Raw genomic sequence first — 21265 nt, forward strand, 5'->3', positions numbered from 1 at the left:
TGGAACATTGTTCATGTTTTCGGACATTTTCGCGCCATATGGCGATGGCCAAGCTCCCGTCATCAGATCTCGAGGGAGCACAATCACCATGCGTACATCACTTATCCGCCTGGCGCTCGCGGGCGCCGCCGTCACCGTCCTGGCCGCCGGCGCCGCCTCGGCCCAGATTCCGGCTCCGCCGCCCCCGCCTGCGCCGCCAGCCCCGCCCGCGCCGCCGCTTCCGCCCATGGAGATGATGGCCATGGGCCCGCATGCGATGATGTGGAGCCAGGGCCGCTCGGCCGATCCGGAGAAGCGCGCCCAGCGCCTGCGCGACGTCCTGCAGCTGCGCGGCGACCAGGACGGCGCCCTGAAGGCCTATGTGGAGGCCACCACCCCCAAGATCGAGATGCGCAAGGTCTCGAAGGACGCCAAGGACGCCCCTGAAGCGCCCAAGCCGCCGACCACCCTGGAGCGCCTGGACCGCATGACCAAGGCCGGCGAGGCCATGCAGAAGCGCGCCGCCGCCACCCGCGCCTTTTACCTGACCTTGACCGCCAGCCAGCAGAAGACCTTCGACGTGCTGGGCATGGCCGAGGAGTTCGGCGGCCAGCGCATGCGGGTCCATCGCTTCGACACCCGCGGTCCGGCGATGTTCAAGAGCGGTCAGAACAAGGTCGTCATCGAACGCAAGGTCGGCTGACCCCCGATCTGGCGTGAAGAGGTGGCGCGCCTGCACGCGCCGCCTCTTCTACGCGCTTCCCAATGTGCTGATGCGGTCCGTAGTCATACGACCATTGCCGCCAGCGTCCGGCCGCTCTAATCAGCCGTCATGGATCCTCGCCACCCGCTCGATTTCCTGACCAACCCCGAGCGGTTCATGGCCTTCTCGCGATGGGCCGCGCCGCTGCTGGGCGGGCTGTCGGCGATCGCGGGCGTCCTCGGCCTGGTGCTGACCTTCCTGGTCCCCGAGGACTATCAGCAGGGCGACACCGTGCGGATGATGTTCATCCACATCCCGGCCGCCTCGATCTCGCTTTTCATCTATGTCTGCCTGGGGATCGCGAGTTTCCTCGCCCTCGTCTTCCGCCAGGCTCTGGCCGATCTGGCCGCCCAGGCCTGCGCCCCGATCGGCGCGGTCTACACCGTGCTGGCCCTGGTCACCGGCGCCCTGTGGGGCAAGCCGATGTGGGGCGCCTGGTGGGTGTGGGACGCGCGCCTAACCTCGGTGCTGGTGCTGCTGCTGTTCTATCTCGGCTACATGGCCCTGCGCGGCGCGCTCGACGACGAACAGAAGGCCGCCCGGGCCGCCGCCATCCTGGCCCTGGTCGGCCTGATCAACCTGCCGATCGTCAAGTTCTCGGTCGAGTGGTGGAACACCCTGCATCAAGGCGCCTCGACCTTCGGGGCCAAGCGCGGCGACGGCCTGCCGGCCATCTACGCCTGGCCGGCCCTGCTGATGGGCCTGGCCTATCTGGGCGCGTTCGGGTCGCTGTGGCTGGTGCGCATCCGCGCCCTGATCTGGCGGCGCAAGGCCCGCAGCCTGGCCATGAAGCTGGCGGAGGGCGCGCGATGAGCTTCGATTTCGACGCCGGCAAGTACGCCGTCTATCTGTGGCCCGCCTTTGGGGTCTCGGCCGTGGCCTTCGCCTGGATGATCGCCGACAGCCTGGCCATGGCTCGCCGCTGGCGCCGCGAGACCGAACGCCGCCAGGCCGAGCTCGACGAGCTGAAATCGTGAAGCGCTGGCTGGCCTTCACCCCGCTGCTGGCCCTCGTCGCGGTGGCGGTGCTGTTCGCGGGCTATGCGCTCAAGCGCGATCCCAAGGTCCAGCCGCACGCCATGGTCGGCAAGCCGGCCCCGGCCCTGTCACTGCCCGACCTGACCACCGGCGTTCCGGCCCCGATCCGCGTCCCCGGCGAAGGCCCGATCCTGGTCAACTTCTTCGCCTCGTGGTGCGCGCCCTGCGAGATCGAGCACCCGCAGCTGATGGCGCTGAAGGCCCAGGGCGTGAAGGTGGTCGGCATCGCCTACAAGGACGCGCCGGCCAACACCCAGGCCTTCCTGACGCGCCTGGGCGACCCCTTCGCCGCCCGCCTGGTTGACCGCGACGGTCGCGCGGGGCTGGAGTTCGGCGTCACCGGCGTGCCCGAGACCTATCTGGTCGGCGCCGACGGCGTGATCATCGCCAAGCACACCGGCCCACTCACGCCGGACGCGGCGGAAGACCTGCTGAAGAAGGCCCGCTAGCGCCCTAGCGGACGCAGGTCTTCGGCCCCGCCGTCTCGCGCTTCATGCCGACGACCAAGCCTTGCGCCTCGGCGTTGGCGACCGGAACCAGCGGCCCCTTCGCCTGGGAGACCAGGTAGTCGCAATCCCGATCCTTGTAGGGCGGCGTGTCGCTGGGCGTCCGGCGCTCGACGATCATCCGCTCCGGCGACAACCAGACCGAAGTGACGTCCGTCACCAGGGTCTGGCGATCCGGCGACCGGATCCAGGTCTCGCCCTTGCCGCCGACCGAGAGCTCATAGCCATTGGACAGCTTTTCCTTGGCCGCGAACATCGAACCGACGATGGCGGCGATGAACAGGCCGACGGCGGCCAGCACGATCAGAAAGACGATCTTGTAGCGGCTCAAGCGGGGACCTCCGGACATCAGGGTGCGATCACAGGTCGCGGAGCTACCGCGTTAACGGCGCGTTGACCATACTGGCCGACTTTCCATTAACCATGTTACAGTCTGCGTCATGAGCAACGTCCGTCCCGCCGGTTGGCCGTCCGTACCCGCCAAGACCGCTTCGACGCCCCCGACGACGGGTGCAGCGGCGCAGACGCGTGCGGCCTTCTTCCAGACGGCTCTAGGCGATCCGGCTCCGACCCGGCCCGCCGCGGCGCCCTCGACGCTGCAGATGCAGACCATGGCCCAGCCCCAGCAGCGCACCGCGCCGCCCAAGGCCTTCGTGCAGCCGGAAACCCAGCCGCAGAAGGTCCTGCGCCCGGGCTCGCTGCTGAATATCCTGGTTTAGAGAGCCCCGTTAGGCCGCCTTCTTGGCGGCCTTGTCCTTCTTGGGCTTCTTGTCCTTCTTCACCTTCTCGGCCTTGGGCGCCTTGTCCTTCTTGACCTTGGGCGCGGCCTCGGCCGGGTGCAGCTCTGCGCCGGCCATGTCGGACAGCAGGTCCAGGAAGCCCTCGCGCTTGCCGGGTTTCAGCAGCGCCAGGATCCGGGAATCGGCCATCGCCACCATCGGGCGGATGCTTTCCAGCGCCTCGCGGCCAGCCTCGGTCAGGCGGACGCTGTTGGCGCGGGCGTCTTCACTCGAGCGCTGGCGCTCCAGGTGGCCCTTGGTGATCATGCGGGCAACCATGTCGGCCAGGGTCGAGCGGTCGATGCCGGTGGCGCGAACCAGGGCCGTCTGGGTGACGCCCTCGTTCTCGGCCACGGCGGCCAGCACCGCGAACTGACGCTGGGTGACGCCGGCCTCGCCGCACTCCTCGGCATAGATGTCGAGCGCCAGTTGCAGGACCCGGTGCAGCAGGTGGCTGGGCGAACGCTCCAGCAGACCGCCAACCGCTTTCTCGCCCTTGCCCTTGGCCATGCTCAGTCCCCGTCCAGCCACACGTCCCCGAGCCGGCCCATCGGCCGACGGATGAAAACTAGCACCGATAGACGTCGATTTGACGACAGACGGTCCGTGGACGGCGGATGCCTCAGAAGCCCCCGTCGGGCGGCTCGGTCGCGGCGGCTTCGTCGCCCTTGGCCATGTGCTTCATGATGAAGGGGATCTGGCTGGCGACGAACACCAGGGCCAACGGCAGCAAGCCCAGGCGGAACTTGACCCAGGTGTCGGTGCCCTGGGTGTTGCGCACGATCTCGTTCAGCACCGCGACGGCCGCGAAATAGGCGCCGTAGCGAATCGACAGGGTCCGCCAGGCCGCGTCGGGCATGTGCAGGGCCTCGCCCATGATCACCTTCAGCGGCTGGCGGTTGGTCAGCACGCCGCCGAACAGGAAGCCGGCCAAGGCCAGGTTGATCACCGTCACCTTGATCTTCACGAAGACGTCGGAGTGGAAGATCAGGCCCAGGGTCCCGAAGATCAGGGCCATGCCGCCGAAGAACAGCGGCATCAGAGCCAGACGGCGCTCGACCGCGAAACCGATGGCCAGGGCCGCGCCGGAAGCCGCGACCAGAACCCAGGTGGCCTTCTGGAAGTCCTTGGTGGCGAAATAGGTCACGCCGAACGCAATGGCCGCGCCGTAGTCGACGACCGTCCGCACCCAGCCGTTCTTGTTTTTCCCAGGTTCTGGGGTCGTCGCCGGCGCTTCGCTCACGGATCAGTCCTTCAGGCCGACGAGCGAACGCGAAAACGCGCGGGCGTCGAACGGTTGCAGGTCGTCGACCCCTTCGCCCACGCCGATCAGCTTGATCGGGCTGTCGGAGGCGCGGGCCACCGGCACCAGCACCCCGCCGCGCGCGGTGCCGTCCAGCTTGGTCATGACAATCCCGGAGACGCCGACCTGGTTGCCGAAGATCTTCTCTTGCGCGAGGGCGTTGCGGCCGACGGTGGCGTCCAGCACCAGCAGGGTCTCGTGCGGATAGTCGGGATCGACCTTCTTGACCACGCGGATGACCTTGAGCAGCTCGTCCATCAGGCCCTGCTTGTTCTGCAGGCGGCCGGCGGTGTCGATCAGCACGACGTCGTAGTGCTCGGCCTTGGCGCGCTCGACGGCCTCGTAGGCCAGGGCGGCGGCGTCGGAGCCCGTCGGCTTGGACATGAAGTCGGCCCCGGCCCGGTCGGCCCAGACCTTCAGCTGCTCGACGGCGGCGGCGCGGAAGGTGTCGCCGGCGGCGATCAGGACGCGAGCCCCCTTCTCGGTCAGGTCGGCGGCGATCTTGCCCAGGGTCGTGGTCTTGCCCGAGCCGTTGACGCCGATGAACAGCACGACATAGGGGCGTGGACCGCTCAGCGGGTCGAAGCTGCCCTGTCGATCGGAAAGCTCGGCGGCGATCAGCTCGGCCAGCGCCTCCTTGACCTCGTCGTCGGTCGACGACTTGCCGAAGCGGGCCTTGCCGAAAGCGTCGGTGATGCGGGCGGCGATCTGAGGGCCCAGGTCGGCCTCGATCAGCATCTCTTCCAGGGCGTCCAGCTGTTCCTGGTCCAGGGGCTTCTTGGTGAAGACCCCCGTGACCTGATCGGTCATCTGCTGGGAAGACCGGGTCAGGCCTGACGTCAGGCGCTGGAACCAGCCTTTTTTCTGATCGGGCTTATCGCTCATCAGCGCCCCTTTAGTGCAACGGGCGAAAGTGTAAATCGGATATTACCGCGTCATGGTTCACAGAACCGGCGCCGGGTGGGGCGCCGAGGGGGATCGACAGGCATGGACGTGCAGCTTGACCCTTTGGGGACCACGCTTTTCTGGCTCGACTACGCCGCCGTGGCCGTCTTTGGGGCAACCGGCGCCCTTGCGGCGGCCCGACGCAAGCATGACGTGATCACCTTCGGATTCTTCGCGGCCATCACCGGAGTCGGCGGCGGCACCCTGCGCGACCTCCTGATCGGGGCGCCCGTGTTCTGGGTGCAGCGGCCGGGCTACATCCTGGCCTGCCTCGCAGCGGCTGCCGTGGTCTGGCTGCTGGGCAAGCGCGGCTGGCGTTTCCGGGCTCTGCTGTGGCTCGACGCCCTAGGCATGGCCGCCTATGCCGTGGTCGGCACGGCCAAGGCCCTGAGCCTTGGCGTCCATCCATTCACCGCCTCGGTCATGGGCGTGCTGACCACCGCCTTCGGCGGCGTCATCCGCGACGTGCTGGCCGAAGAGCCCAACCTACTGCTGCGCCGGGAAATCTATATCACCGCCGCCATGCTGGGAGCCGGGGTGTTCGTGGTGCTGCAGCTGCTGAACGTGCCGTTCTGGCCGGCCGGAATTGCCGGCTTCGCGGCCGCCTTCGGCCTGCGGGCCTGCGCGATCCTGTTCGGCTGGTCGCTGCCCGGGTTCCACGGCGAGGACGACGCCGACGCGGCCTAGCCCTTCGGCGTCAGCTTGAACGTCACCTTGTAGCCGTCATGGTCGGACAGCACCGGTTGGGCGTCGCCGTCGAATGTGGCCTCGACCTCGATCGGCGTGACCTCGACCTGATCCCCATTCAGGAAGCCGATCAGGTCCTGCGTATCTAGCCAGGGCGCGTCGCCGTCATACGAGATCTTGGTGTCGCAGGCGCCGGGCCGGCGGTGGCACCATCGGCTGACCACCTCGAACGGATACTCGGTCATCATGTGGTCGAAGCGGCCGGGCGAACGGCGGATATTGAAGTCCCCGCCGACGATCAGCGGCGCGCCGGGCGTGCGGTCCGACTGCATAAAGTGCTTCAGCTCTTCGGCCTGCAGGTTGTGGGCGGCGTTGTAGCGGGCGCGCGGCACGCCCGAGGCGCCATGCGAGTTCAGGTGGGTGTCGGCGATCTCGACCGGCACCGACAGGCCAGGCACCTGCAGGCTGACCAGCATGACGCCCTTGTTGGCCAGGCAGTCCAGACCCGCGCAGTAGCGGTAGGCGTGCGACTTGACCCAGTCGATGGGATAGTTGCTCAGCACCCACAGGCCGCTGGAGCCCCACTTACCCAAGCCCTCGCCCTTGCGCCGATAGCGCACGCGCCGGTACTCGGGCCGTTCGTCCTTGGCGAAGACATTGGGATCGCGCTGGCCCTTGCGGGGGCCGCGAGCGACATAGGCGTAACCGCTCTCGTCGATCAGGTCCCAGATCTCGTCGCGAAAGCCCTCCTGGATCAGGACGACGTCGGGCTCTTCGCCCTTGGAGCGCAGAGCGGCCAGCTCGTGGCCGATCTTCTTCAGCGCCGAGCCCCGGCCCTTCCGGATCGGCCAGGGCAGGCCCTCGACATTGTAGGTCATGACGCTGAACGTCACGCCGACAGCATCCTTGGATGCGGCCTCGCCGGACACGGGCTCGCTCGCCCGCGCCGGGGCGGCGGCCAGCAGGGCCAGTGCGACAAGAGCCCAGGCTCGGCGGATCAGGCGGCTCGCTCCTCGGCGATCTGGGCAATGACATGGGCGCCGTCGTGGCCCGTGACCCGGAAGGCGACGATCTCGCCCAGCGGCGCCTCGCCCTCGAAGCGGATCTCGGTGAAGTCGTCGGCCCGAGCCACGCCCTCGCGCTCGACCAGGCCCGGCAGGGTGCGGCCAACCTGGCGCTGCAGATGACGTTCCAGGCCGCGCTGGCCGGCCTCGCGCAGGCGGCGGGCGCGGTCCTTGATCAGCGGCCCCTTCACCGGCGGCATCCGCGCGGCGGGCGTGCCGGGGCGGGCGCTGTAGGGGAAGACGTGCAGGAAGGCCAGGTCCGCCTCCTCGACCAGACGCAGCGTGTTCTCGAACGCCTCGTCGGTCTCGGTCGGGAAGCCGGCGATCAGGTCGGCGCCGAAGGCCGTATCGGGACGCACGCGGCGCACCTCCGAGACCAGCTTCAGGGCGTCCTCTCGGCTATGGCGGCGCTTCATGCGCTTGAGGATCAGGTTGTCGCCAGCCTGCAAGGACAGGTGCAGGTACGGCATCAACCGCGGCTCAGTCTCCAGCAGCTTGAAGAGGTCCGGATCGATCTCGGCCGCGTCGATCGACGACAGCCGCAGCCGCGGCAGGTCCGGGACCATGCGCAGGATGCGGCCGACCAGTTGGCCCAGGGTCGGAGTCCCCGGCAGGTCCGTGCCCCACGAGGTGACGTCGACGCCGGTCAGCACGACTTCGCGATAGCCCTCGGCGGCCAGCTTGCGGACCTGCTCGACGACCTCGCCGGCCGGAGCCGAGCGCGAGTTTCCGCGGCCATAGGGGATGATGCAGAAGGTGCAGCGGTGATCGCAGCCGTTCTGGACCTCGACATAGGCCCGGGCGCGGTCCTTGAGGCCGTCGATCAAATGGCCGGCGGTCTCCTTGATCGACATGATGTCGTTGACCCGCACGCGGGTTGAGGTGTCGATCAGCGCGCCCGGGGCGGCCTTCTCGGCATTGCCCAGCACCAGGTCGATCTCGGGCATGGCGGCGAAGGCGGCGGCGTCGACCTGGGCGGCGCAGCCGGTCACGATGATCCGCGCGCCGGGACGCTCGCGCCGGGCCTTGCGGATCGCCTGGCGGGCCTGACGCACGGCTTCGTTGGTCACCGCGCAGGTGTTGAACACCACCGCATCCGAAAGACCATCGGCGGCGGCGCGGGCGCGGATGGCTTCGCTCTCGTAGGCGTTCAGGCGGCAGCCGAAGGTGACGACATCGACGCCGTCCGGGCCGGACAGGGTCGTCGCCGGACCGCCTTCTTCACCGGCTTCGGGCTTGGGCTTCGGGGCCGCCTTGATGACGGTGTAGGTCGTCACGGCTTGGCGACACCAGAATCGACAAATTGGGCGAAGGCGTCCTTCCAGTCCTTGTGCCAGCGCGAAAGGGCCGGACGGTTCTCGATGATGTCGCCCAGGGCCCAGGCCATGCGCTTGTTGTCCAGCTCGCGCGAGACGTCGTTGTCCGGGCAGAGAACGTAGAAGTCGCCGGCGCCGATGCGCTCCAGCATGAACTCCACGACCTGTTCCGAGGTCCAGGCGGCGGCGGGCTTCTCGCCCGGGCCGCGCTTGGTCATGCCGGTGAAAGTGTAGCCGGGGACCAGCAGATGAGCGCTGACCTGGCAGCCTTCCGTTTCGCGCAAGGTGTGGGCCAGGCCCTCGGTCAGCGACTTCACCGCCGACTTGGAGACGTTGTAGGCCGTGTCGCCCGGCGGCTGGGTAATGCCCTGCTTGGAGCCGGTGTTGATGATCAGGCCGGGATTGCCCGAGGCGGCCATGTCCTCGCCGAACACCTGAACGCCGTTGATCACGCCCCACAGGTTGACGTCGAGAATGCGCTTCCAGGCGTCGTCGCCAGCGAACGCGTCGCCGCCACCGCCGACCCCGGCGTTGTTCATCAGGATGTCGACCGACCCATAGGCTTCGATCGCGGCGGCCTTCAGGGCCTCCACGGCCGCGCGGTCCGACACGTCGGTCGGAACGGCCAGGGCGCCGATGGCCTCGGCCTCGGTCTTCAGCTTGCGAGCGGTGACGTCGGCCATGACGACGTTGAGGCCCAAGGCGCGGAACGCCTTGGCGGCGGCTAGGCCGATGCCGTCGGCGGCGCCGGTGATGACGGCGGTCTTGCCTTGAGCCAGTGCAGGATGGACGGTCATGCGGCCACCGGGAGCTTGCCGGTGAAGTCCATGCTGACCGGGCCGGTCATGATCACGTGGCCATCGCTCTCGCGCCATTCGATGACGAGCGAGCCGCTCTCGAACTGAATCCGGGCCTTGCGGTCGGTCAGGCCCCGGCGCACGGCCGCGACCTGGGCGGCGCAGGCGCCCGTCCCGCAGGCCGAGGTCAGGCCCGCGCCGCGTTCCCAGACCTTCAGCTGGATATGGTCGCGAGCGGCGATGTGCGCGAAGCCGACATTGACGCCTTCGGGAAACAGCGGGTGATGCTCGACCAGCGAGCCCGTGCCGGTGGCGAACTCATCCGAGACCGGGGCGTCGACGAAGAACACGACGTGCGGATTGCCCATCGAGACGCAGACCGGCGTGTGAACCAGCGGCGCGTCGATCGGACCGACCTGCAGTTCGACGCGCTCGGTGTTCATCTCTTCGGACAGCGGGATCTGGGTCCAGTCGAGGGCCGGCGGGCCCATGTCGACCGTAACCAGCTTCTCGCCGGCGGCGACGCCCGACAGGCGTCCGGCGCTGGTGTCGAAGGCCACGGCCTCCTTGCCCGACGACTGCATCAGCAGCCAGGCCACGCAGCGGGTGCCGTTGCCGCACGCGCCAATCTCGTCGCCATCGGAATTCCAGAATCGCACATAGGCCGCCGCGCCCGGCGCCTTGGGCGGGTCGATGGCGATCACCTGGTCGCAGCCGACGCCGCCGTCCCCACGTTTGGCGATCGCGCGGATCTCCTCGGGGGTCGGTTCAAAAGCTTGCGTGGCGGTCTCGATGACGACGAAGTCGTTGCCGAGCCCATTCATCTTCAGGAAGGTGCGGCTCATGACGCGGCTATATAGTGGAAAGCGGGGCAAAATGCACCGCAGCGGGACGACGCAGTAGCATGACGGCCAAGGATATTTGCGAGCAGCTGACCAGCGCCCTGCGCGACCGCCAGCTGATGCGCTTTCACCGGCGTTTCGAGGACGGCTGGGTGAAGGGTTATGTCGTCGGAATCGGGCCCGTCTTCGTGATGCTCGCGGAAGTCAGCGACCACCTGCGCTTCAACGGCTTCGGCTGCTACCGCCTGCCTGACATCAAGAACCTGCAGCCCGCGCCCTACCCCGAGTTTGTGGAGTCCGCGCTGGAGAAGACAGGCCAGGTCCAGCCTGAAACCCCGGCCGTGGCCCTCAACAGCATCGACGACATCATGGCGACCGCCGGAGCTCTGTTCCCGATCGTCACCGTACACGAGGAGACCGGCGGTCCCGGCGTCTGCCACATCGGCGCGTTCGTCAGCCTGGAGGGCGGGGTGGTCTGGATGCGCGACATAGGCCCCGATGCGGTCTGGGACACCCAGCCCACGGCCCGGCGACTGGACGATCTGACCCGGATCGACTTCGGCGGCGCCTACGAGGCCGCCCTGGCCCTGGTCGGCGGTCCGGCGCCCGAACCGATCGAGGCTCGCCCGCCGCTGCGACTAGTGGCCGACAATGGCTGAGCCCGCTCGCGAAGACCTGCGCCTGCGCGCGCGGCTGCGGGCCCTGTACCACGGCGCTTCGCCAACGGCGGTGCGGTTCCGCTATGCGGTGATCCTGATCGATCTGGCGATCATCGCCTTCTTCATCGCCGCGCCGCTGATGCAGCACCACGGCGTGACCTTCTATCTGATCGACTATGGCGTGGCGCTGTTCCTGGCCCTGGACCTGGCGGCGCGGGCCGTCGCCCATGGCGACTTCAAGTCCTGGCTAAAGAAGCCGATCGTCTGGCTGGACCTCTTCGTGCTGGCCACCCTGCTGTTCCCGGCCTGGCTGTTCAACTTCGGCTTCCTGCGCGTGCTGCGCCTGTGGACCCTGGTGCACAGCGAGTTCTTCTGGCGCACCGTGGCTCGTCGCTACGACGACACCCGGATCGAGGACATCACCCGCGCGGCCAGCTCGCTGGCGACCTTCGTCTTTGTGGTCACGGGCTTTGTCTATACGAGCTTCGTTGGCCGTCATGAGGGCCTAAACGGCTATGTCGACGCGCTGTACTTCACGGTCACCAGCCTGACGACGACAGGCTACGGCGACGTCACGCTGCCGGGCGTGTGGGGCAAGCTGCTGTCGATGGCGGTGATGCTGGGCGGGGTGTCGCTGTTCATCGGCCTGATCCAGTCGATATTGCGACCACACAAGGTGATCCATCCCTGCCCCTGCTGCGGCCTGCGTCGGCACGATCCGGACGCGGTTCACTGCAAGGCGTGCGGCCTCGTGCTGAACATCCCCGATGACGGGCTCTGATCGTTCCCGGTCAAGCTCTGGCCAGGGTCGAATTTTGCGCTAGGGTCGCCTCCCCTGTCGCGCCGCTTTCGGGATGACTAGATGCGTAACCTGCTTTTCGCCCTCCTCGCCTCCACGAGTCTGATGACCCTGACCCCCGCGATCGCCGCCGACACGACCAAGCCTGCCGAAGCCCGCACGCCGCTGGCCGAGCTGGGCAGGGACGACCCTTATCTCTGGATGGAAGAGATCGAAGGGACCCGCGCCCTGGACTGGGCCAAGGCCCAGAACGGCAAGACTTTGCCCGTGCTGCAGGGCGATGCGCGCTATGCCGGGCTGGAAGCCCAGGCCCTGGCGATCCTGAACGCCAAGGACCGGGTGCCCGGCGTCTCGTTCGCCGGCGACGGGTTCTTGCGCAACTTCTGGCAGGATAAGGACCATGTCCGCGGCGTCTGGCGAAAGACGACGCTGGAGAGCTATCGCACGGCCGAGCCGGCCTGGGAGACCCTCCTCGACATCGACGCCCTGTCCAAGGCCGAGAACGCCAACTGGGTGTTCAAGGGCGCCAGCTGCCTTGCCCCCGACGACACCCGCTGCTTGGTCACCCTGTCGAACGGCGGCAAGGACGCCGTGACGGTGCGTGAGTTCGACACCACGACCAAGAGATTCGTCGACCCGGCCAAGGGCGGCTTCGTCCTGCCCGAAGGCAAGCAGAACTACACCTGGCTGGACAAGGACACCCTTCTGGTCGCCCGCGAGTGGACGCCTGGCGAGCTGACCAAGTCGGGTTACGCCTATGTGCTGAAGACCCTCAAGCGCGGCCAGACCCTGGACCAGGCGCAGGAGGTCTATCGCGGGACCGAGACCGACGTGTCGGTCAGCCCCTATGTCCTGCGCGATCCGGACGGCAAGGTTATGGGCGTCATCGCCCACCGCGGCGTGACCTTCTTCGAGAGCGAAGACTATCTGATCACCCCGATGGGGCCGGCCCGCCTGCCCTTCCCGGCCAAAAGCTCGATCCAGACCTATGTCGACGGCCGCCTGGTGTTCCTGCTCGAGCAGGACTGGCCCGAGCATGGCCTTAAGGTCGGCGACTTGGCCGAGTACAACATCGACCCGCTGACCGTAGACGCCCATGCCAGCCTGGGTCATGGCAAGCCGGCCGGCGCCAAGCCGCAGCTGATCTTCCGCCCGACCGCCAAGCAGTCTGTGGAGTCGGTGACCAACACCCGCGGCAAGCTGGTCGTGGCCATACTGGACAACGTCAAGGGTGCGACCCTGGTGTTCAGCCACGGCGCGAAGGGCTGGAGCCAGCAGAAGCTCGATCTGCCGGCCAATTCCAGCATCGGCCTGGGCTCGGCGTCGGAGAAGGATGACCGCCTTTTCGTCACCGTCACCGGCTACCTGACCCCGACCACCTATTGGATCGCCGACGCGGCCACGCTGAAGCTTGAACAGGTCAAGGCCTCGCCGGCTCGCTTCGACGCCTCGACCCACGTGGTCGAGCAGTTCGAGGCCACCTCGAAGGACGGCGTGAAGGTCCCCTACTTCATCGTCCGGCCCAAGGACGTGAAGTACGATGGCAAGGCCCCGACCTTGCTCTACGCCTATGGCGGCTTCCAGGTGTCGATGACGCCGTCCTATTCGGGCGTGATGGGCAAGCTGTGGCTGGAGCGCGGCGGCACGTATGTCGTGGCCAACATCCGCGGCGGCGGCGAGTTCGGTCCCGCCTGGCACGAGGCGGCGCTGAAAGAGAACCGCCAGAAGGCCTATGACGACTTCTTTGCGGTGTCGCAGGACCTGATCGCCCGCAAGATCACCTCGCCCCGTCGCCTGGGCGTGATGGGCGGCTCGAACGGCGGCCTGCTGATGGGCGTGGCCCTGACCCAGCGTCCGGAGCTCTACAACGCCATCGTCGTGCAGGTGCCGCTGTTCGACATGATCCGCTACAGCCAGATCGGGGCCGGCGCCTCGTGGGTGGGCGAGTATGGCGACCCGGCCATACCGTCGGAACGGGCGGTCATCGCCAAGTATGACCCCTATTCCAATCTCAAGGCCGGCCAGAAGTATCCCGAGGTTTTCATCGAGACCTCGACCAAGGACGACCGCGTCCACCCGGCCCACGCCCGCAAGGCGGCCGCCAAGCTCGAGGCTCTGGGCTATCCGGTGCTGTACTACGAGAACGTCGACGGCGGCCACGCGGCCAGCGCCAACCTGGCTGAAACGGCTCGACGCCAGGCGCTGGAGTTCATCTATCTGACGCGCAAGCTGATGGACTGAACCGGACGGCGGCTCGATCTCTCTTTTGCGAGAAATTGAGCCGCCTCAATTTCGCGTAACGCCGTGTCGTCAACTCTAAGGAAAGTTATCGGCGTCAGGATGCGCCGCAATTAACTGTACGAGCGCGCCCTCTTGCCTATCGAAGTCGTCAACGCCTTGGACCTTTCGCCTGCCGACGTCGCGCGGTGGGCTGAGCTTCAGCGTGGCCAGACGCGGTTGGATTCGCCCTTCCTGTCGCCGCAGTGGACCCTGGCCGTGGCCCGGGCCCAGGCTCAAGGCGACAAGGGCGAGAAGGGCCAGGCCATCAAGGTGGCGATCGAGCGCGGCGCGACGGGCGAGGCCGTAGCCTTCCTGCCCACCCGGGTGCGCCACGACGTGGCCATGCCGGTCGGCGCGCCGATGTGCGACTATCAGGCCCTGATCTCGGCTCCCGGCGCGACCATGAACCCGCGCGAACTGCTGTCGGTGCTGGGCGCGGCCCGCATCGACTTCTGCCACATGATGGCCGACGACGTGACCCTGGGTCGCCACGCGCGCGGCCAGGCCGACAGCTGGGTGATCGAGACCCCGAACGGCTACGAGGCCTATGCCGCAGAGCGCAAGGCCGCCGGCGTCGGCGTGCTCAAGGACATCGACAAGAAACGCCGCAAGGCCGAGCGCGAGATCGGTCCCTGCCGCTTCACCGCCATGTCGGAAAGCCGTGCGGCGTTCGACCAGCTGATCGCCTGGAAGCGGGTGCAGCTGCTGCTGACGCACCAGACCGACCTCTTCAAGGCCCAGTGGGTCAACAGATTGCTGGACGATCTTTTCCAGCGCCGCGACGCCGATTTCGGCGGCGGGCTCTACACGCTGCACCTGGGCGAGCGCCTGGCGGCCGTGCAGATGCACCTGCGCGGACAGCACACGATCCACGGCTGGCTGATCGCCCACAATCCGGATCTCGAGCGCTATTCGCCTGGCCTGATGCTGTTCCAGGACATCCTGAAGAGCATGGACGGCACGCCCTACATGCGCCTGGACCTGGGCGCCGGCGACTACCGCTTCAAGCGCGAGCTTTCCAACGCCCGCCAGACGGTGGTGTTCGGCTTCATGGGTTCGCCCTCGATCCCCAGCCTGTTCCGGCACGCCGCCTACGGCGTGCGCAGCATGGCCGAAGCCCTGCCGCTGGGCCGGATTTCCGACCTCCCCGGCAAGGCCATGCGGCGCCTGGACCTGCTGCGCGGCCTGCACTGACCCCTAGAGCGCTCTAGGCGCGGGTCCAGCCGTACTGCAGCTCGCCCTCGCGGTGGGCGAAGCGGTTGAGGTGGACGGCCACCACGTCTTCCAGCTTCGCCAGGCTTTCGCCGTCCTCAGCCTGGATGGTGATGTCCAGACCGTCCGGATGGGCGGCCATCCGGCACGTCCCGGCCGGCAACGGGAAGGTCGCGGTCGCAGCGTCGTACTGGACCTCGAACTTGTGGCTCCAGTGCTTGGCCAACTGGGTCATGTAGCGGGCGCCGTTTTCGGTGGCGACGCGGGCGTGGCTTTCCATGAGCGCTCCTGTCTTCAGATGGCTTCGATGACGCCGGCGGCGTCGTCCAGGGCCTTGGCCACGGCGCTGATCTGCTCCGCGGTGAGCTGACCGCCGTGCAACTTCAAGCGCAGGGCCGTCTTCAGATTTTCGCGAGCCCGCAGGATCTGCGGCGAGAAGGCCGCACTGGCCGACGCAGCCTCTGCCATGCGCTCGAACAGCGAGCGGACAGGCTGGGCGTTGCTGGCCAGGAAGTCCTCGCCCTCGGGGGTGATCGTATAGAGCTTCTTGCCGCCGCCGGCCTCGCCGGCCGTGACGTAGCCCAGCTCTTCCAGCAGGGTCAGGGTCGGATAGACCACGCCGGGGCTGGGGGTATAGGCGCCGCCGGCTGCTGTCTCGATGGCCTTGATCAGCTCGTAGCCATGGCTGGGCTTGTCGGCGATCAGCTTGAGCACCACGAAGCGCAGGTCGCCGTGGTCGAAGAACCGGCCCATGCGACCGCCGCGGCCTCGCGGACCGCCGTGCTCGCCACGATGGTCTCCATGGAAACCGAACGGATGGCGGCCGTGATGTTCGCCGCCATGACCGGCCCAATGGCCGCGGCGGTGTTGGTGATGACGTCCAAACATGTGTGTTTTAGATCCTGTTTCGTTATATCGAAGTTATAGATATATCGAAACTGACGATCGTCAAGCCTATTTCGTTATATCTAATTACATCGAACGAAATACGGCCTAGCTTCGCGGGACGAATGGCCTTACGCCGCCCGCCCCGCCGAACCGGTGACGACCTGAGGTATAGCGGCCACAGCGTGGCCGAAATCTCGGGGTCAATCTTGATACGGAGGACGTCGTGAATACATGCCGCGTATCAGAAGCAGGAGCATCAGCTTGAGCGACCAGCCCCAGAGCCCGCGCCGCAAGGCCGCCGGCCGGCGTTTCGCCGTCGCCGTCGGGCTGATGTCGGCCGCCAGCGTGCTGGCCTTGGCCCCCGTCGCTCAGGCGCAAGAAGCGGTTCCGACCGTCCCCGCGCCGCCGGTTTCCGCGCCGGCGGTGGCGGACGACAGCGCTGCCTTGGCCGTCAATGATCCGCTGGAAGGCGCCAACCGCGCCTCGTTCAAGTTCAGCATGGGCGTGGACAAGGTTCTGCTGGGCCCGATCGCCCATGGCTACATGGCCGTGACCCCCGACGTGGTGCGCGATCGCGTCAGCAACGCCGTCTACAATCTCGGCGAGCCCAACACCGTCATCAACCACGTGCTGCAGGGCAAGCCCAAGCGCGCCATGCGTTCGACCACCCGCTTCCTCGTCAACTCGACGATCGGCGTGCTGGGTCTCTTCGACGTGGCCGCCAAGATGAACCTGCCGCCGCGCGCCGCCGACTTCGGCCAGACCTTCGGCACTTGGGGCGCTCAGCCCGGCGCCTATCTCTATGTGCCGGTGATGGGCCCGATGAACGTGCGAGACGGCGTCGGCCGCGCGCTGGACATCTTCACCGACCCCGTCCGCATCGTCGGCGGCGGTCTGGACACCGACTTCGGCAAGGCGCGCCTGGCCGTGACCATCCTCGACACCCGCGCCCTCGCCGATCCGGCCCTGCGCGCGGTCAAGGACTCCAACGATCCGTACGCCACCGCCCGCTCGGCCTATACCCAGTATCGCGAGGCCTTCATCCGCGAAGCGACCGGCGAGATGGAAGACCTCCCAGATTTCGACACGCCGCCCGCGGATGCTCCGCCCGCGACGCCCAATCCATGATCCTTCCTGGAACAGCCATGACCTCCTCCCCCACCCGGCGCGGCGCCAACGCCGCGCTTTTAACGTTCGCCAGCGCTTTGACGATCGGCGCCGCCACCCTGGCCGGCCCCGCTTTCGCCCAGGCCCGTGATCCCGGCGCCGAGGCCTTCGTGCAGGCCAAGGGCCAGCGCGTGATCAGCGTCCTGGCCAACAAGAGCATGCCCGACGCTCAGAAGAAGCAGATCTTCAAGCAGGCGGTGGACGAGCTGGCCGACGTGCCGCGCATCACCAATTTCGTGCTGGGCAAGTATGCCCGCACGATCACGCCCGAACAGAAGGCGCGCTTCACGCCGGTCTTCCGCACCTATGCCGAGAACGTCTACCAGAACCGCATCGACGACTATCGCGGCGAGAAGCTGACGGTCACCGGTTCGGTGATCCGCAAGCCGGGCGACGTGATCGTCAACACCACCATCTCGGGCGGCCAGATCAAGTCGCCGCTGCCGGTGACCTGGCGCGTGCTGGGCAGCGGCCAGACCTGGAAAGTCGTCGACGTTCAGTTCAAGGGCGTGTGGCTGGCCATCACCCAGCAGCAGGACTTCGTCTCGACGATCGACAACGCCGGCGGCAATGTCGACGTGCTCATCAATCAACTGCAAAAGGGCGGCTCGAACCGTCGCTAGGAGCGACCAGGTTCGAGATAAGGGGATATGGCTTTGCGCGAACAATGGGCCGAAACGGCCATGGGCGTCGTCGTGCTCGCACTTGCCGCGGGCTTCCTGACCTATTCGCTGAGCGTCGGCGGGGTCGGCGTGAAGAGCGGCAACTACGAGATCAGCGCCAAGTTCGGCGAGGCCGGCTCCCTGGCGCCCGGCGCCTCGGTGACCGTGGCCGGCGTCAAGGTCGGCACGGTCTCGCAGGTGACGCTGGAGCCCAAGACCTACCTGGCCGTGGCCAAGCTGAGCATGGACCCGAACGTCAAGCTGCCGACCGACTCGACGGCCAAGATCACCAGCGACGGCCTGCTGGGCGGGGCGCACATCGCCATCGCCCCGGGCGGTTCGCTGGAAGACCTCAAGCCGGGCGGCGAGATCGACAACACCCAAGGCGCCGTGGACATCTTCGGCCTGATCGGTTCGGTGATCCGTCCGCAAGGCGGGGATGACGACGACAAGGCCGCAGCTCCAGCAGCGACCAACCCGGCCACGCAACCGGCCGAGAGCTACTAGGATGACCGCCCAGGCGGCCCGCAAGGCCGCGCCTAACCCCATCCGCGCGCTGGGACGATCCACGCTGGCGGCGATCAGCACGGTCGGCGGCGTCGGCGTCTTCGCCGTGCGCGGCGTCGCCGCGGCCCTGAGCCCGCCCTGGTTCTTCGGCCAGCTGTGGCGTCAGATCGTGGCGATCGGCTTCTTCTCGCTGCCGGTCGTGGGCCTGACCGCCGTCTTCACCGGCGCGGCCCTGGCCCTGAACATCTTCACTGGCGGCGGGCGCTTCAACGCCGAACAGGTGATGCCGCAGATCGTGGCTTTGGGCATTACCCGCGAGCTGGGCCCGGTGCTGGCCGCCCTGATGCTGGCTGGCCGGGTCTCGGCCGCCATCGCCGCCGAGATCGGGGCCATGCGCGCCACCGAGCAGATCGACGCCATGCGCACCCTGTCGACGGACCCGTTCCGCTACCTCGTCGGCCCGCGCCTGTTGGCCGGCGTGCTGATGCTACCGATCCTGACCGCCGTGGCCGACACCATCGGCGTCGCCGGAGGCTGGCTGGTGGCGACGCGGGTGCTGGACTTCAGCCCGACCGTCTACATCCGCAACACCATCAGTTTCCTGGAAAGCTGGGACATCATCTCGGGCCTGATCAAGGCCGGGGTGTTCGGCTTCATCGTCACGCTGATGGGCTGCTACCACGGCTACAACGCTTCGGGCGGCGCCCGCGGCGTCGGCCGGGCCACGACCCATGCGGTGGTCTCCTCGGCGATCCTGATCTTCGCCTCGGACTACCTCCTGACCACCTTCTTCACCCACGCCGCCAAATGACCCAGACTCCCAAACTGGCCTGGAAGGGCGTGACCAAGCGCTTCGGCGGCCGCGCGGTGCTGGACGGCTTGGACCTGTCGGTGGCCCCGGGCAAGTCGCTGGTGATCATCGGCGGCTCGGGCCAGGGCAAGTCGGTGACGATCAAGACCGCTCTGGGCCTGCTGCGCCCCGAAGCTGGCGAGATCGAGCTGGACGGCAAGAACATCGTCGGCCTGTCGGAAGGCGCCCGCCGCAAGCTGTTCTCGCGGATCGGCGTGCTGTTCCAGGGCGCGGCCCTGTTCGACAGCCTGACCATCTGGGAGAACGTCGCCTTCCGCCTGCTGAACGCCGACGGCGTCTCGCGCAAGGTCGCCAAGGACCGCGCCATTGAGGCCCTGGAGCAGGTGCGCCTGGCGCCGTCCGTCGCCGACCGCTACCCGTCCGAGCTGTCGGGCGGCATGCAGAAGCGCGCGGGTCTGGCCCGCGCCGTCGTCGCCCAGCCGGAGATCTTGTTCTTCGACGAGCCGACCACGGGCCTGGATCCGATCACCGCCGCGGCGATCAACGAGCTGATCTCCAACCAGGTGCGTCGCCTGGGCTCGACCGCGGTGTCGATCACCCATGACCTGGCCAGCGCCCAGACGATCGGCGACGAGATCGCCATGCTGCACGACGGCAAGATCATCTGGCGCGGTCCGGCCGCCGAGCTGCACACCACCGACAATCCCTATGTCCGCCAGTTCGTCGAAGGTCGCGCCGAAGGGCCGATCTCGCATGCGGTCTAGGACAGCCGGCGTCCTCATCCTCACGGCGAGCCTGCTCTTCGGAGCGGGCGCGCAGGCTCAGAGCTTCGTCCGCGGCGACTGCCAGGGCCATGTCGGCGTCTCGCCCGGCCGCTTCGACACGCCGGCGCATGGGCTCTGGTATCGCCGCTACTGGACCGGGTCGTGCGATCCGCAGATCCAGCGCTGCATCCCCGGCTCGCCGAACTGGAACGAGATGGTTGGCAAGCTGGTCGCCCGCAGCGCGCCGGCTCAGCGCGGCCAGGCCCTGACCAAGGCGTGCCGCCTGGGCCAGCTGATCGGCCTGGAATGGTCGCGCAGCAAGACGATCCGCAAGATCGACCTGGGCGACCTGCGCGCCTTCAACCATACGCTGGACCACGCCGACGATGTCCTGAAGGGCATCGACCAGGTCGAGCAGGCCGCGCGCATCAAGCTGACCGCGCCCTAGGGGGCCTCGCGCAGGGTCTCGGCCAACAGTCGCCCCTCGACCGAGCGGCTGGAGCCGGCTCGCCAGGCGACCACGATCTCGCGGCTGGGATGTTCGGTCGCCAGCGGCCGGATGGTCAGGGCCGTCTTGTCGGCCAGGCCCGCCTCGACCGCCATGGCCGGCAGGAACGACACGCCCAGGCCCGAGCCGATCATCTGCACCAGGGTGGGCAGCGAGGTGGCCGCGAAGCTCTCCTCTTCACCCACGCCCCGCGGCGGTTCCAGGCCGCAGGCGGCCAGGGCGTGATCGCGCAGGCAGTGGCCGTCTTCCAGCAGGATCAGGTCGTCGCCTTCCAGGCTGGCCGGATCGACACGGACAGAAGCCGCCATCGGGTGGTTGGCCGGCGCGGCGGCCAGAAGCTCGTCATCCTCGACATGGGCCCAGTCCAGACCGGACATGTCGTAGGGCAGGGCGATCAAAGCCGCATCCAGGGCGCCGCTCTTCAAGGCTCCGATCAGCCGCTGGGTCAGGTCCTCGCGCAGAAACAGTTTCAGCTTGGGGAAGCGGTCGCGCAGCACGGGCAGGGCGCGCGGCAGCAGATAGGGCGCCACGGTCGGAATGACGCCCAGGCGGAAACGACCCGCTAGCGGCTGGCCAGCGCCGCGGGCGGCCTGCACCAGGTCCTCGGCCCGGGCCAGGATGTCCTCGGCCCGCCGCACCGCCTCCTGGCCAGCGGCGGTCAGGATTACTCCCGAGCGGGCGCGATCGACGACCGGCGCCCCCAGGATCTTCTCAAGTTCCTGGATGCCGGCCGACAGGGTCGGCTGGGTGACGTGGGCGTTCTCGGCCGCGCGGCTGAACGAGCCGTGCTCGGACAGGAGCTTGAGATACTGCAGCTGGCGAAGGGTCGGGAGCATTCTATCAATATAGGATCAATCTATTGGGAATCCAAAAACTATCGATTGGATGTGTTCGCGGCAGAGGTGTAGCAAGGCTTCACGGCGATCGGTTCGAGGCTCTCCCCCACCGGCTTCGAACGCCCCGCCAGCGCCCGGTCCGCGCCCAGTCTCC

Annotated in this window: 27 protein-coding genes; 16 read left to right on the forward strand and 11 right to left on the reverse strand. The window is 67.7% G+C overall.

Going from position 1 to position 21265, the window contains the following annotated elements; genetic code table 11:
• Positions 1-88 precede the first annotated feature (88 nt).
• The 4 genes from E1H18_RS09815 to E1H18_RS09830 all read left to right on the forward strand — a co-directional run bounded on the left by E1H18_RS09815 (position 89) and on the right by E1H18_RS09830 (position 2228).
• Positions 89-682, forward strand: a complete 594-nt coding sequence (locus E1H18_RS09815) for a Spy/CpxP family protein refolding chaperone (RefSeq protein WP_172266913.1) — start codon at positions 89-91, stop codon at positions 680-682.
• A 129-nt stretch (positions 683-811) separates the two neighbouring features.
• Entirely contained in the window at positions 812-1555 is a 744-nt protein-coding gene (ccmC, locus tag E1H18_RS09820) for a heme ABC transporter permease CcmC (RefSeq protein ID WP_172266916.1), read from the forward strand.
• Entirely contained in the window at positions 1552-1719 is a 168-nt protein-coding gene (gene ccmD / locus E1H18_RS09825; protein ID WP_172266919.1) for a heme exporter protein CcmD, read from the forward strand. The genes ccmC and ccmD overlap by 4 nt, the downstream gene beginning before the upstream one ends.
• The gene (locus E1H18_RS09830) at positions 1716-2228 is read left to right on the forward strand and encodes a DsbE family thiol:disulfide interchange protein (RefSeq protein ID WP_172266922.1); all 513 of its coding nucleotides are present in this window, start codon (positions 1716-1718) and stop codon (positions 2226-2228) included. The genes ccmD and E1H18_RS09830 overlap by 4 nt, the downstream gene beginning before the upstream one ends.
• 4 nt (positions 2229-2232) lie before the next feature.
• Here the strand turns inward: E1H18_RS09830 and E1H18_RS09835 are convergent, their stop codons facing one another.
• A complete protein-coding gene (locus E1H18_RS09835; protein WP_172266925.1) occupies positions 2233-2616 on the reverse strand; it encodes a hypothetical protein in 384 nt (127 codons plus the stop codon).
• 109 nt (positions 2617-2725) lie between these two features.
• Here E1H18_RS09835 and E1H18_RS09840 point away from each other — a divergent pair, with 109 nt between their 5' ends.
• Positions 2726-3004, forward strand: a complete 279-nt coding sequence (locus E1H18_RS09840) for a hypothetical protein (protein WP_172266928.1) — start codon at positions 2726-2728, stop codon at positions 3002-3004.
• Positions 3005-3013: 9 nt separating this feature from the next.
• Here E1H18_RS09840 and E1H18_RS09845 read toward each other — a convergent pair whose 3' ends face one another.
• The 3 genes from E1H18_RS09845 to ftsY form a co-directional block, all read right to left on the reverse strand.
• Positions 3014-3574 carry a MarR family winged helix-turn-helix transcriptional regulator gene (locus tag E1H18_RS09845; protein ID WP_172266931.1) on the reverse strand — a complete coding sequence of 187 codons (561 nt, stop codon included), beginning with the start codon at positions 3572-3574 and terminating at the stop codon, positions 3014-3016.
• A 112-nt stretch (positions 3575-3686) separates the two neighbouring features.
• A complete protein-coding gene (locus E1H18_RS09850; protein ID WP_172266934.1) occupies positions 3687-4307 on the reverse strand; it encodes a septation protein IspZ in 621 nt (206 codons plus the stop codon).
• Between the two features lie 3 nt (positions 4308-4310).
• Entirely contained in the window at positions 4311-5252 is a 942-nt protein-coding gene (gene ftsY / locus E1H18_RS09855; protein ID WP_172266937.1) for a signal recognition particle-docking protein FtsY, read from the reverse strand.
• A 102-nt stretch (positions 5253-5354) separates the two neighbouring features.
• On the opposite strand from ftsY, the gene E1H18_RS09860 reads away from it, so the two are divergent.
• Positions 5355-5999: a trimeric intracellular cation channel family protein gene (locus E1H18_RS09860; protein WP_172266940.1), complete on the forward strand. Its 645-nt coding sequence runs from the start codon at positions 5355-5357 to the stop codon at positions 5997-5999.
• Here E1H18_RS09860 and E1H18_RS09865 read toward each other — a convergent pair.
• The 4 genes from E1H18_RS09865 to dapF form a co-directional block, all read right to left on the reverse strand.
• Positions 5996-6892: an endonuclease/exonuclease/phosphatase family protein gene (locus E1H18_RS09865; RefSeq protein WP_370526472.1), complete on the reverse strand. Its 897-nt coding sequence runs from the start codon at positions 6890-6892 to the stop codon at positions 5996-5998. The two genes, E1H18_RS09860 and E1H18_RS09865, sit on opposite strands and share 4 nt — an antisense overlap.
• Positions 6893-6996: 104 nt before the next feature.
• The gene (gene mtaB, locus E1H18_RS09870; RefSeq protein WP_172266943.1) at positions 6997-8340 is read right to left on the reverse strand and encodes a tRNA (N(6)-L-threonylcarbamoyladenosine(37)-C(2))-methylthiotransferase MtaB; all 1344 of its coding nucleotides are present in this window, start codon (positions 8338-8340) and stop codon (positions 6997-6999) included.
• Complete coding sequence (locus tag E1H18_RS09875; protein ID WP_172266946.1) at positions 8337-9254, reverse strand: SDR family NAD(P)-dependent oxidoreductase; 918 nt, start codon at positions 9252-9254, stop codon at positions 8337-8339. Before E1H18_RS09875 ends, mtaB begins: the two co-directional genes overlap by 4 nt.
• Positions 9173-10021 carry a diaminopimelate epimerase gene (gene dapF / locus E1H18_RS09880; protein ID WP_172266949.1) on the reverse strand — a complete coding sequence of 283 codons (849 nt, stop codon included), beginning with the start codon at positions 10019-10021 and terminating at the stop codon, positions 9173-9175. Before dapF ends, E1H18_RS09875 begins: the two co-directional genes overlap by 82 nt.
• Positions 10022-10080: 59 nt before the next feature.
• Between dapF and E1H18_RS09885 the strand changes: the two genes are divergently transcribed.
• From E1H18_RS09885 to E1H18_RS09900, 4 genes are all read left to right on the forward strand, one after another.
• Complete coding sequence (locus E1H18_RS09885) at positions 10081-10677, forward strand: hypothetical protein (RefSeq protein WP_172266951.1); 597 nt, start codon at positions 10081-10083, stop codon at positions 10675-10677.
• Positions 10670-11458, forward strand: a complete 789-nt coding sequence (locus E1H18_RS09890; RefSeq protein ID WP_172266954.1) for a potassium channel family protein — start codon at positions 10670-10672, stop codon at positions 11456-11458. Before E1H18_RS09885 ends, E1H18_RS09890 begins: the two co-directional genes overlap by 8 nt.
• An 81-nt stretch (positions 11459-11539) precedes the next feature.
• Positions 11540-13717: a prolyl oligopeptidase family protein gene (locus E1H18_RS09895; protein ID WP_172266957.1), complete on the forward strand. Its 2178-nt coding sequence runs from the start codon at positions 11540-11542 to the stop codon at positions 13715-13717.
• A 132-nt stretch (positions 13718-13849) separates the two neighbouring features.
• A complete protein-coding gene (locus E1H18_RS09900) occupies positions 13850-14950 on the forward strand; it encodes a GNAT family N-acetyltransferase (protein WP_172266960.1) in 1101 nt (366 codons plus the stop codon).
• Positions 14951-14963: 13 nt separating this feature from the next.
• Here the strand turns inward: E1H18_RS09900 and E1H18_RS09905 are convergent, their stop codons facing one another.
• Positions 14964-15248 (reverse strand): DUF2218 domain-containing protein, encoded by a 285-nt coding sequence (locus E1H18_RS09905; RefSeq protein ID WP_172266963.1) that lies wholly within the window; start codon positions 15246-15248, stop codon positions 14964-14966.
• 14 nt (positions 15249-15262) lie between these two features.
• Entirely contained in the window at positions 15263-15856 is a 594-nt protein-coding gene (locus tag E1H18_RS09910) for a PadR family transcriptional regulator (RefSeq protein WP_172266966.1), read from the reverse strand.
• A gap of 231 nt (positions 15857-16087) precedes the next feature.
• Here E1H18_RS09910 and E1H18_RS09915 point away from each other — a divergent pair, with 231 nt between their 5' ends.
• From E1H18_RS09915 to E1H18_RS09940, 6 genes are read left to right on the forward strand one after another with little or no spacing between them, the layout of a single operon-like run.
• Positions 16088-16984 carry a VacJ family lipoprotein gene (locus E1H18_RS09915; protein ID WP_172266968.1) on the forward strand — a complete coding sequence of 299 codons (897 nt, stop codon included), beginning with the start codon at positions 16088-16090 and terminating at the stop codon, positions 16982-16984.
• Positions 16981-17646, forward strand: a complete 666-nt coding sequence (locus E1H18_RS09920) for a phospholipid-binding protein MlaC (RefSeq protein WP_172266971.1) — start codon at positions 16981-16983, stop codon at positions 17644-17646. The genes E1H18_RS09915 and E1H18_RS09920 overlap by 4 nt, the downstream gene beginning before the upstream one ends.
• Positions 17647-17673: 27 nt before the next feature.
• Positions 17674-18192 (forward strand): outer membrane lipid asymmetry maintenance protein MlaD, encoded by a 519-nt coding sequence (mlaD, locus tag E1H18_RS09925; protein ID WP_172266974.1) that lies wholly within the window; start codon positions 17674-17676, stop codon positions 18190-18192.
• Between the two features lies 1 nt (position 18193).
• Complete coding sequence (locus E1H18_RS09930; RefSeq protein ID WP_172266977.1) at positions 18194-19003, forward strand: ABC transporter permease; 810 nt, start codon at positions 18194-18196, stop codon at positions 19001-19003.
• Complete coding sequence (locus E1H18_RS09935) at positions 19000-19767, forward strand: ABC transporter ATP-binding protein (RefSeq protein ID WP_172266980.1); 768 nt, start codon at positions 19000-19002, stop codon at positions 19765-19767. The genes E1H18_RS09930 and E1H18_RS09935 overlap by 4 nt, the downstream gene beginning before the upstream one ends.
• Positions 19757-20215: a hypothetical protein gene (locus E1H18_RS09940; protein ID WP_172266983.1), complete on the forward strand. Its 459-nt coding sequence runs from the start codon at positions 19757-19759 to the stop codon at positions 20213-20215. The genes E1H18_RS09935 and E1H18_RS09940 overlap by 11 nt, the downstream gene beginning before the upstream one ends.
• On the opposite strand, the gene E1H18_RS09945 is transcribed toward E1H18_RS09940, so the two are convergent.
• Complete coding sequence (locus E1H18_RS09945) at positions 20212-21111, reverse strand: hydrogen peroxide-inducible genes activator (RefSeq protein WP_172266986.1); 900 nt, start codon at positions 21109-21111, stop codon at positions 20212-20214. The two genes, E1H18_RS09940 and E1H18_RS09945, sit on opposite strands and share 4 nt — an antisense overlap.
• Between the last annotated feature and the right edge of the window lie 154 nt (positions 21112-21265).

This window comes from Caulobacter sp. RHG1, assembly GCF_013181195.1.
In the GTDB taxonomy this organism is placed as follows: domain Bacteria; phylum Pseudomonadota; class Alphaproteobacteria; order Caulobacterales; family Caulobacteraceae; genus Caulobacter.

Excerpts from the sequence above, each read along its gene's own strand:
- mlaD (WP_172266974.1), top strand. The coding sequence starts at position 17,674 with ATGGCTTTGCGCGAACAATGGGCCGAAACGGCCATGGGCGTCGTCGTG.
- ftsY (WP_172266937.1), bottom strand. The coding sequence starts at position 5,252 with ATGAGCGATAAGCCCGATCAGAAAAAAGGCTGGTTCCAGCGCCTGACG.
- ccmD (WP_172266919.1), top strand. The coding sequence starts at position 1,552 with ATGAGCTTCGATTTCGACGCCGGCAAGTACGCCGTCTATCTGTGGCCC.
- E1H18_RS09840 (WP_172266928.1), top strand. The coding sequence starts at position 2,726 with ATGAGCAACGTCCGTCCCGCCGGTTGGCCGTCCGTACCCGCCAAGACC.
- E1H18_RS09945 (WP_172266986.1), bottom strand. The coding sequence starts at position 21,111 with ATGCTCCCGACCCTTCGCCAGCTGCAGTATCTCAAGCTCCTGTCCGAG.
- E1H18_RS09915 (WP_172266968.1), top strand. The coding sequence starts at position 16,088 with ATGCCGCGTATCAGAAGCAGGAGCATCAGCTTGAGCGACCAGCCCCAG.
- E1H18_RS09940 (WP_172266983.1), top strand. The coding sequence starts at position 19,757 with ATGCGGTCTAGGACAGCCGGCGTCCTCATCCTCACGGCGAGCCTGCTC.
- E1H18_RS09845 (WP_172266931.1), bottom strand. The coding sequence starts at position 3,574 with ATGGCCAAGGGCAAGGGCGAGAAAGCGGTTGGCGGTCTGCTGGAGCGT.
- E1H18_RS09875 (WP_172266946.1), bottom strand. The coding sequence starts at position 9,254 with ATGGCGCGAGAGCGATGGCCACGTGATCATGACCGGCCCGGTCAGCAT.
- E1H18_RS09885 (WP_172266951.1), top strand. The coding sequence starts at position 10,081 with ATGACGGCCAAGGATATTTGCGAGCAGCTGACCAGCGCCCTGCGCGAC.
- dapF (WP_172266949.1), bottom strand. The coding sequence starts at position 10,021 with ATGAGCCGCACCTTCCTGAAGATGAATGGGCTCGGCAACGACTTCGTC.
- E1H18_RS09895 (WP_172266957.1), top strand. The coding sequence starts at position 11,540 with ATGCGTAACCTGCTTTTCGCCCTCCTCGCCTCCACGAGTCTGATGACC.
- E1H18_RS09935 (WP_172266980.1), top strand. The coding sequence starts at position 19,000 with ATGACCCAGACTCCCAAACTGGCCTGGAAGGGCGTGACCAAGCGCTTC.
- E1H18_RS09930 (WP_172266977.1), top strand. The coding sequence starts at position 18,194 with ATGACCGCCCAGGCGGCCCGCAAGGCCGCGCCTAACCCCATCCGCGCG.
- E1H18_RS09905 (WP_172266963.1), bottom strand. The coding sequence starts at position 15,248 with ATGGAAAGCCACGCCCGCGTCGCCACCGAAAACGGCGCCCGCTACATG.
- ccmC (WP_172266916.1), top strand. The coding sequence starts at position 812 with ATGGATCCTCGCCACCCGCTCGATTTCCTGACCAACCCCGAGCGGTTC.
- E1H18_RS09890 (WP_172266954.1), top strand. The coding sequence starts at position 10,670 with ATGGCTGAGCCCGCTCGCGAAGACCTGCGCCTGCGCGCGCGGCTGCGG.
- E1H18_RS09815 (WP_172266913.1), top strand. The coding sequence starts at position 89 with ATGCGTACATCACTTATCCGCCTGGCGCTCGCGGGCGCCGCCGTCACC.
- E1H18_RS09920 (WP_172266971.1), top strand. The coding sequence starts at position 16,981 with ATGATCCTTCCTGGAACAGCCATGACCTCCTCCCCCACCCGGCGCGGC.
- E1H18_RS09860 (WP_172266940.1), top strand. The coding sequence starts at position 5,355 with ATGGACGTGCAGCTTGACCCTTTGGGGACCACGCTTTTCTGGCTCGAC.
- E1H18_RS09910 (WP_172266966.1), bottom strand. The coding sequence starts at position 15,856 with ATGTTTGGACGTCATCACCAACACCGCCGCGGCCATTGGGCCGGTCAT.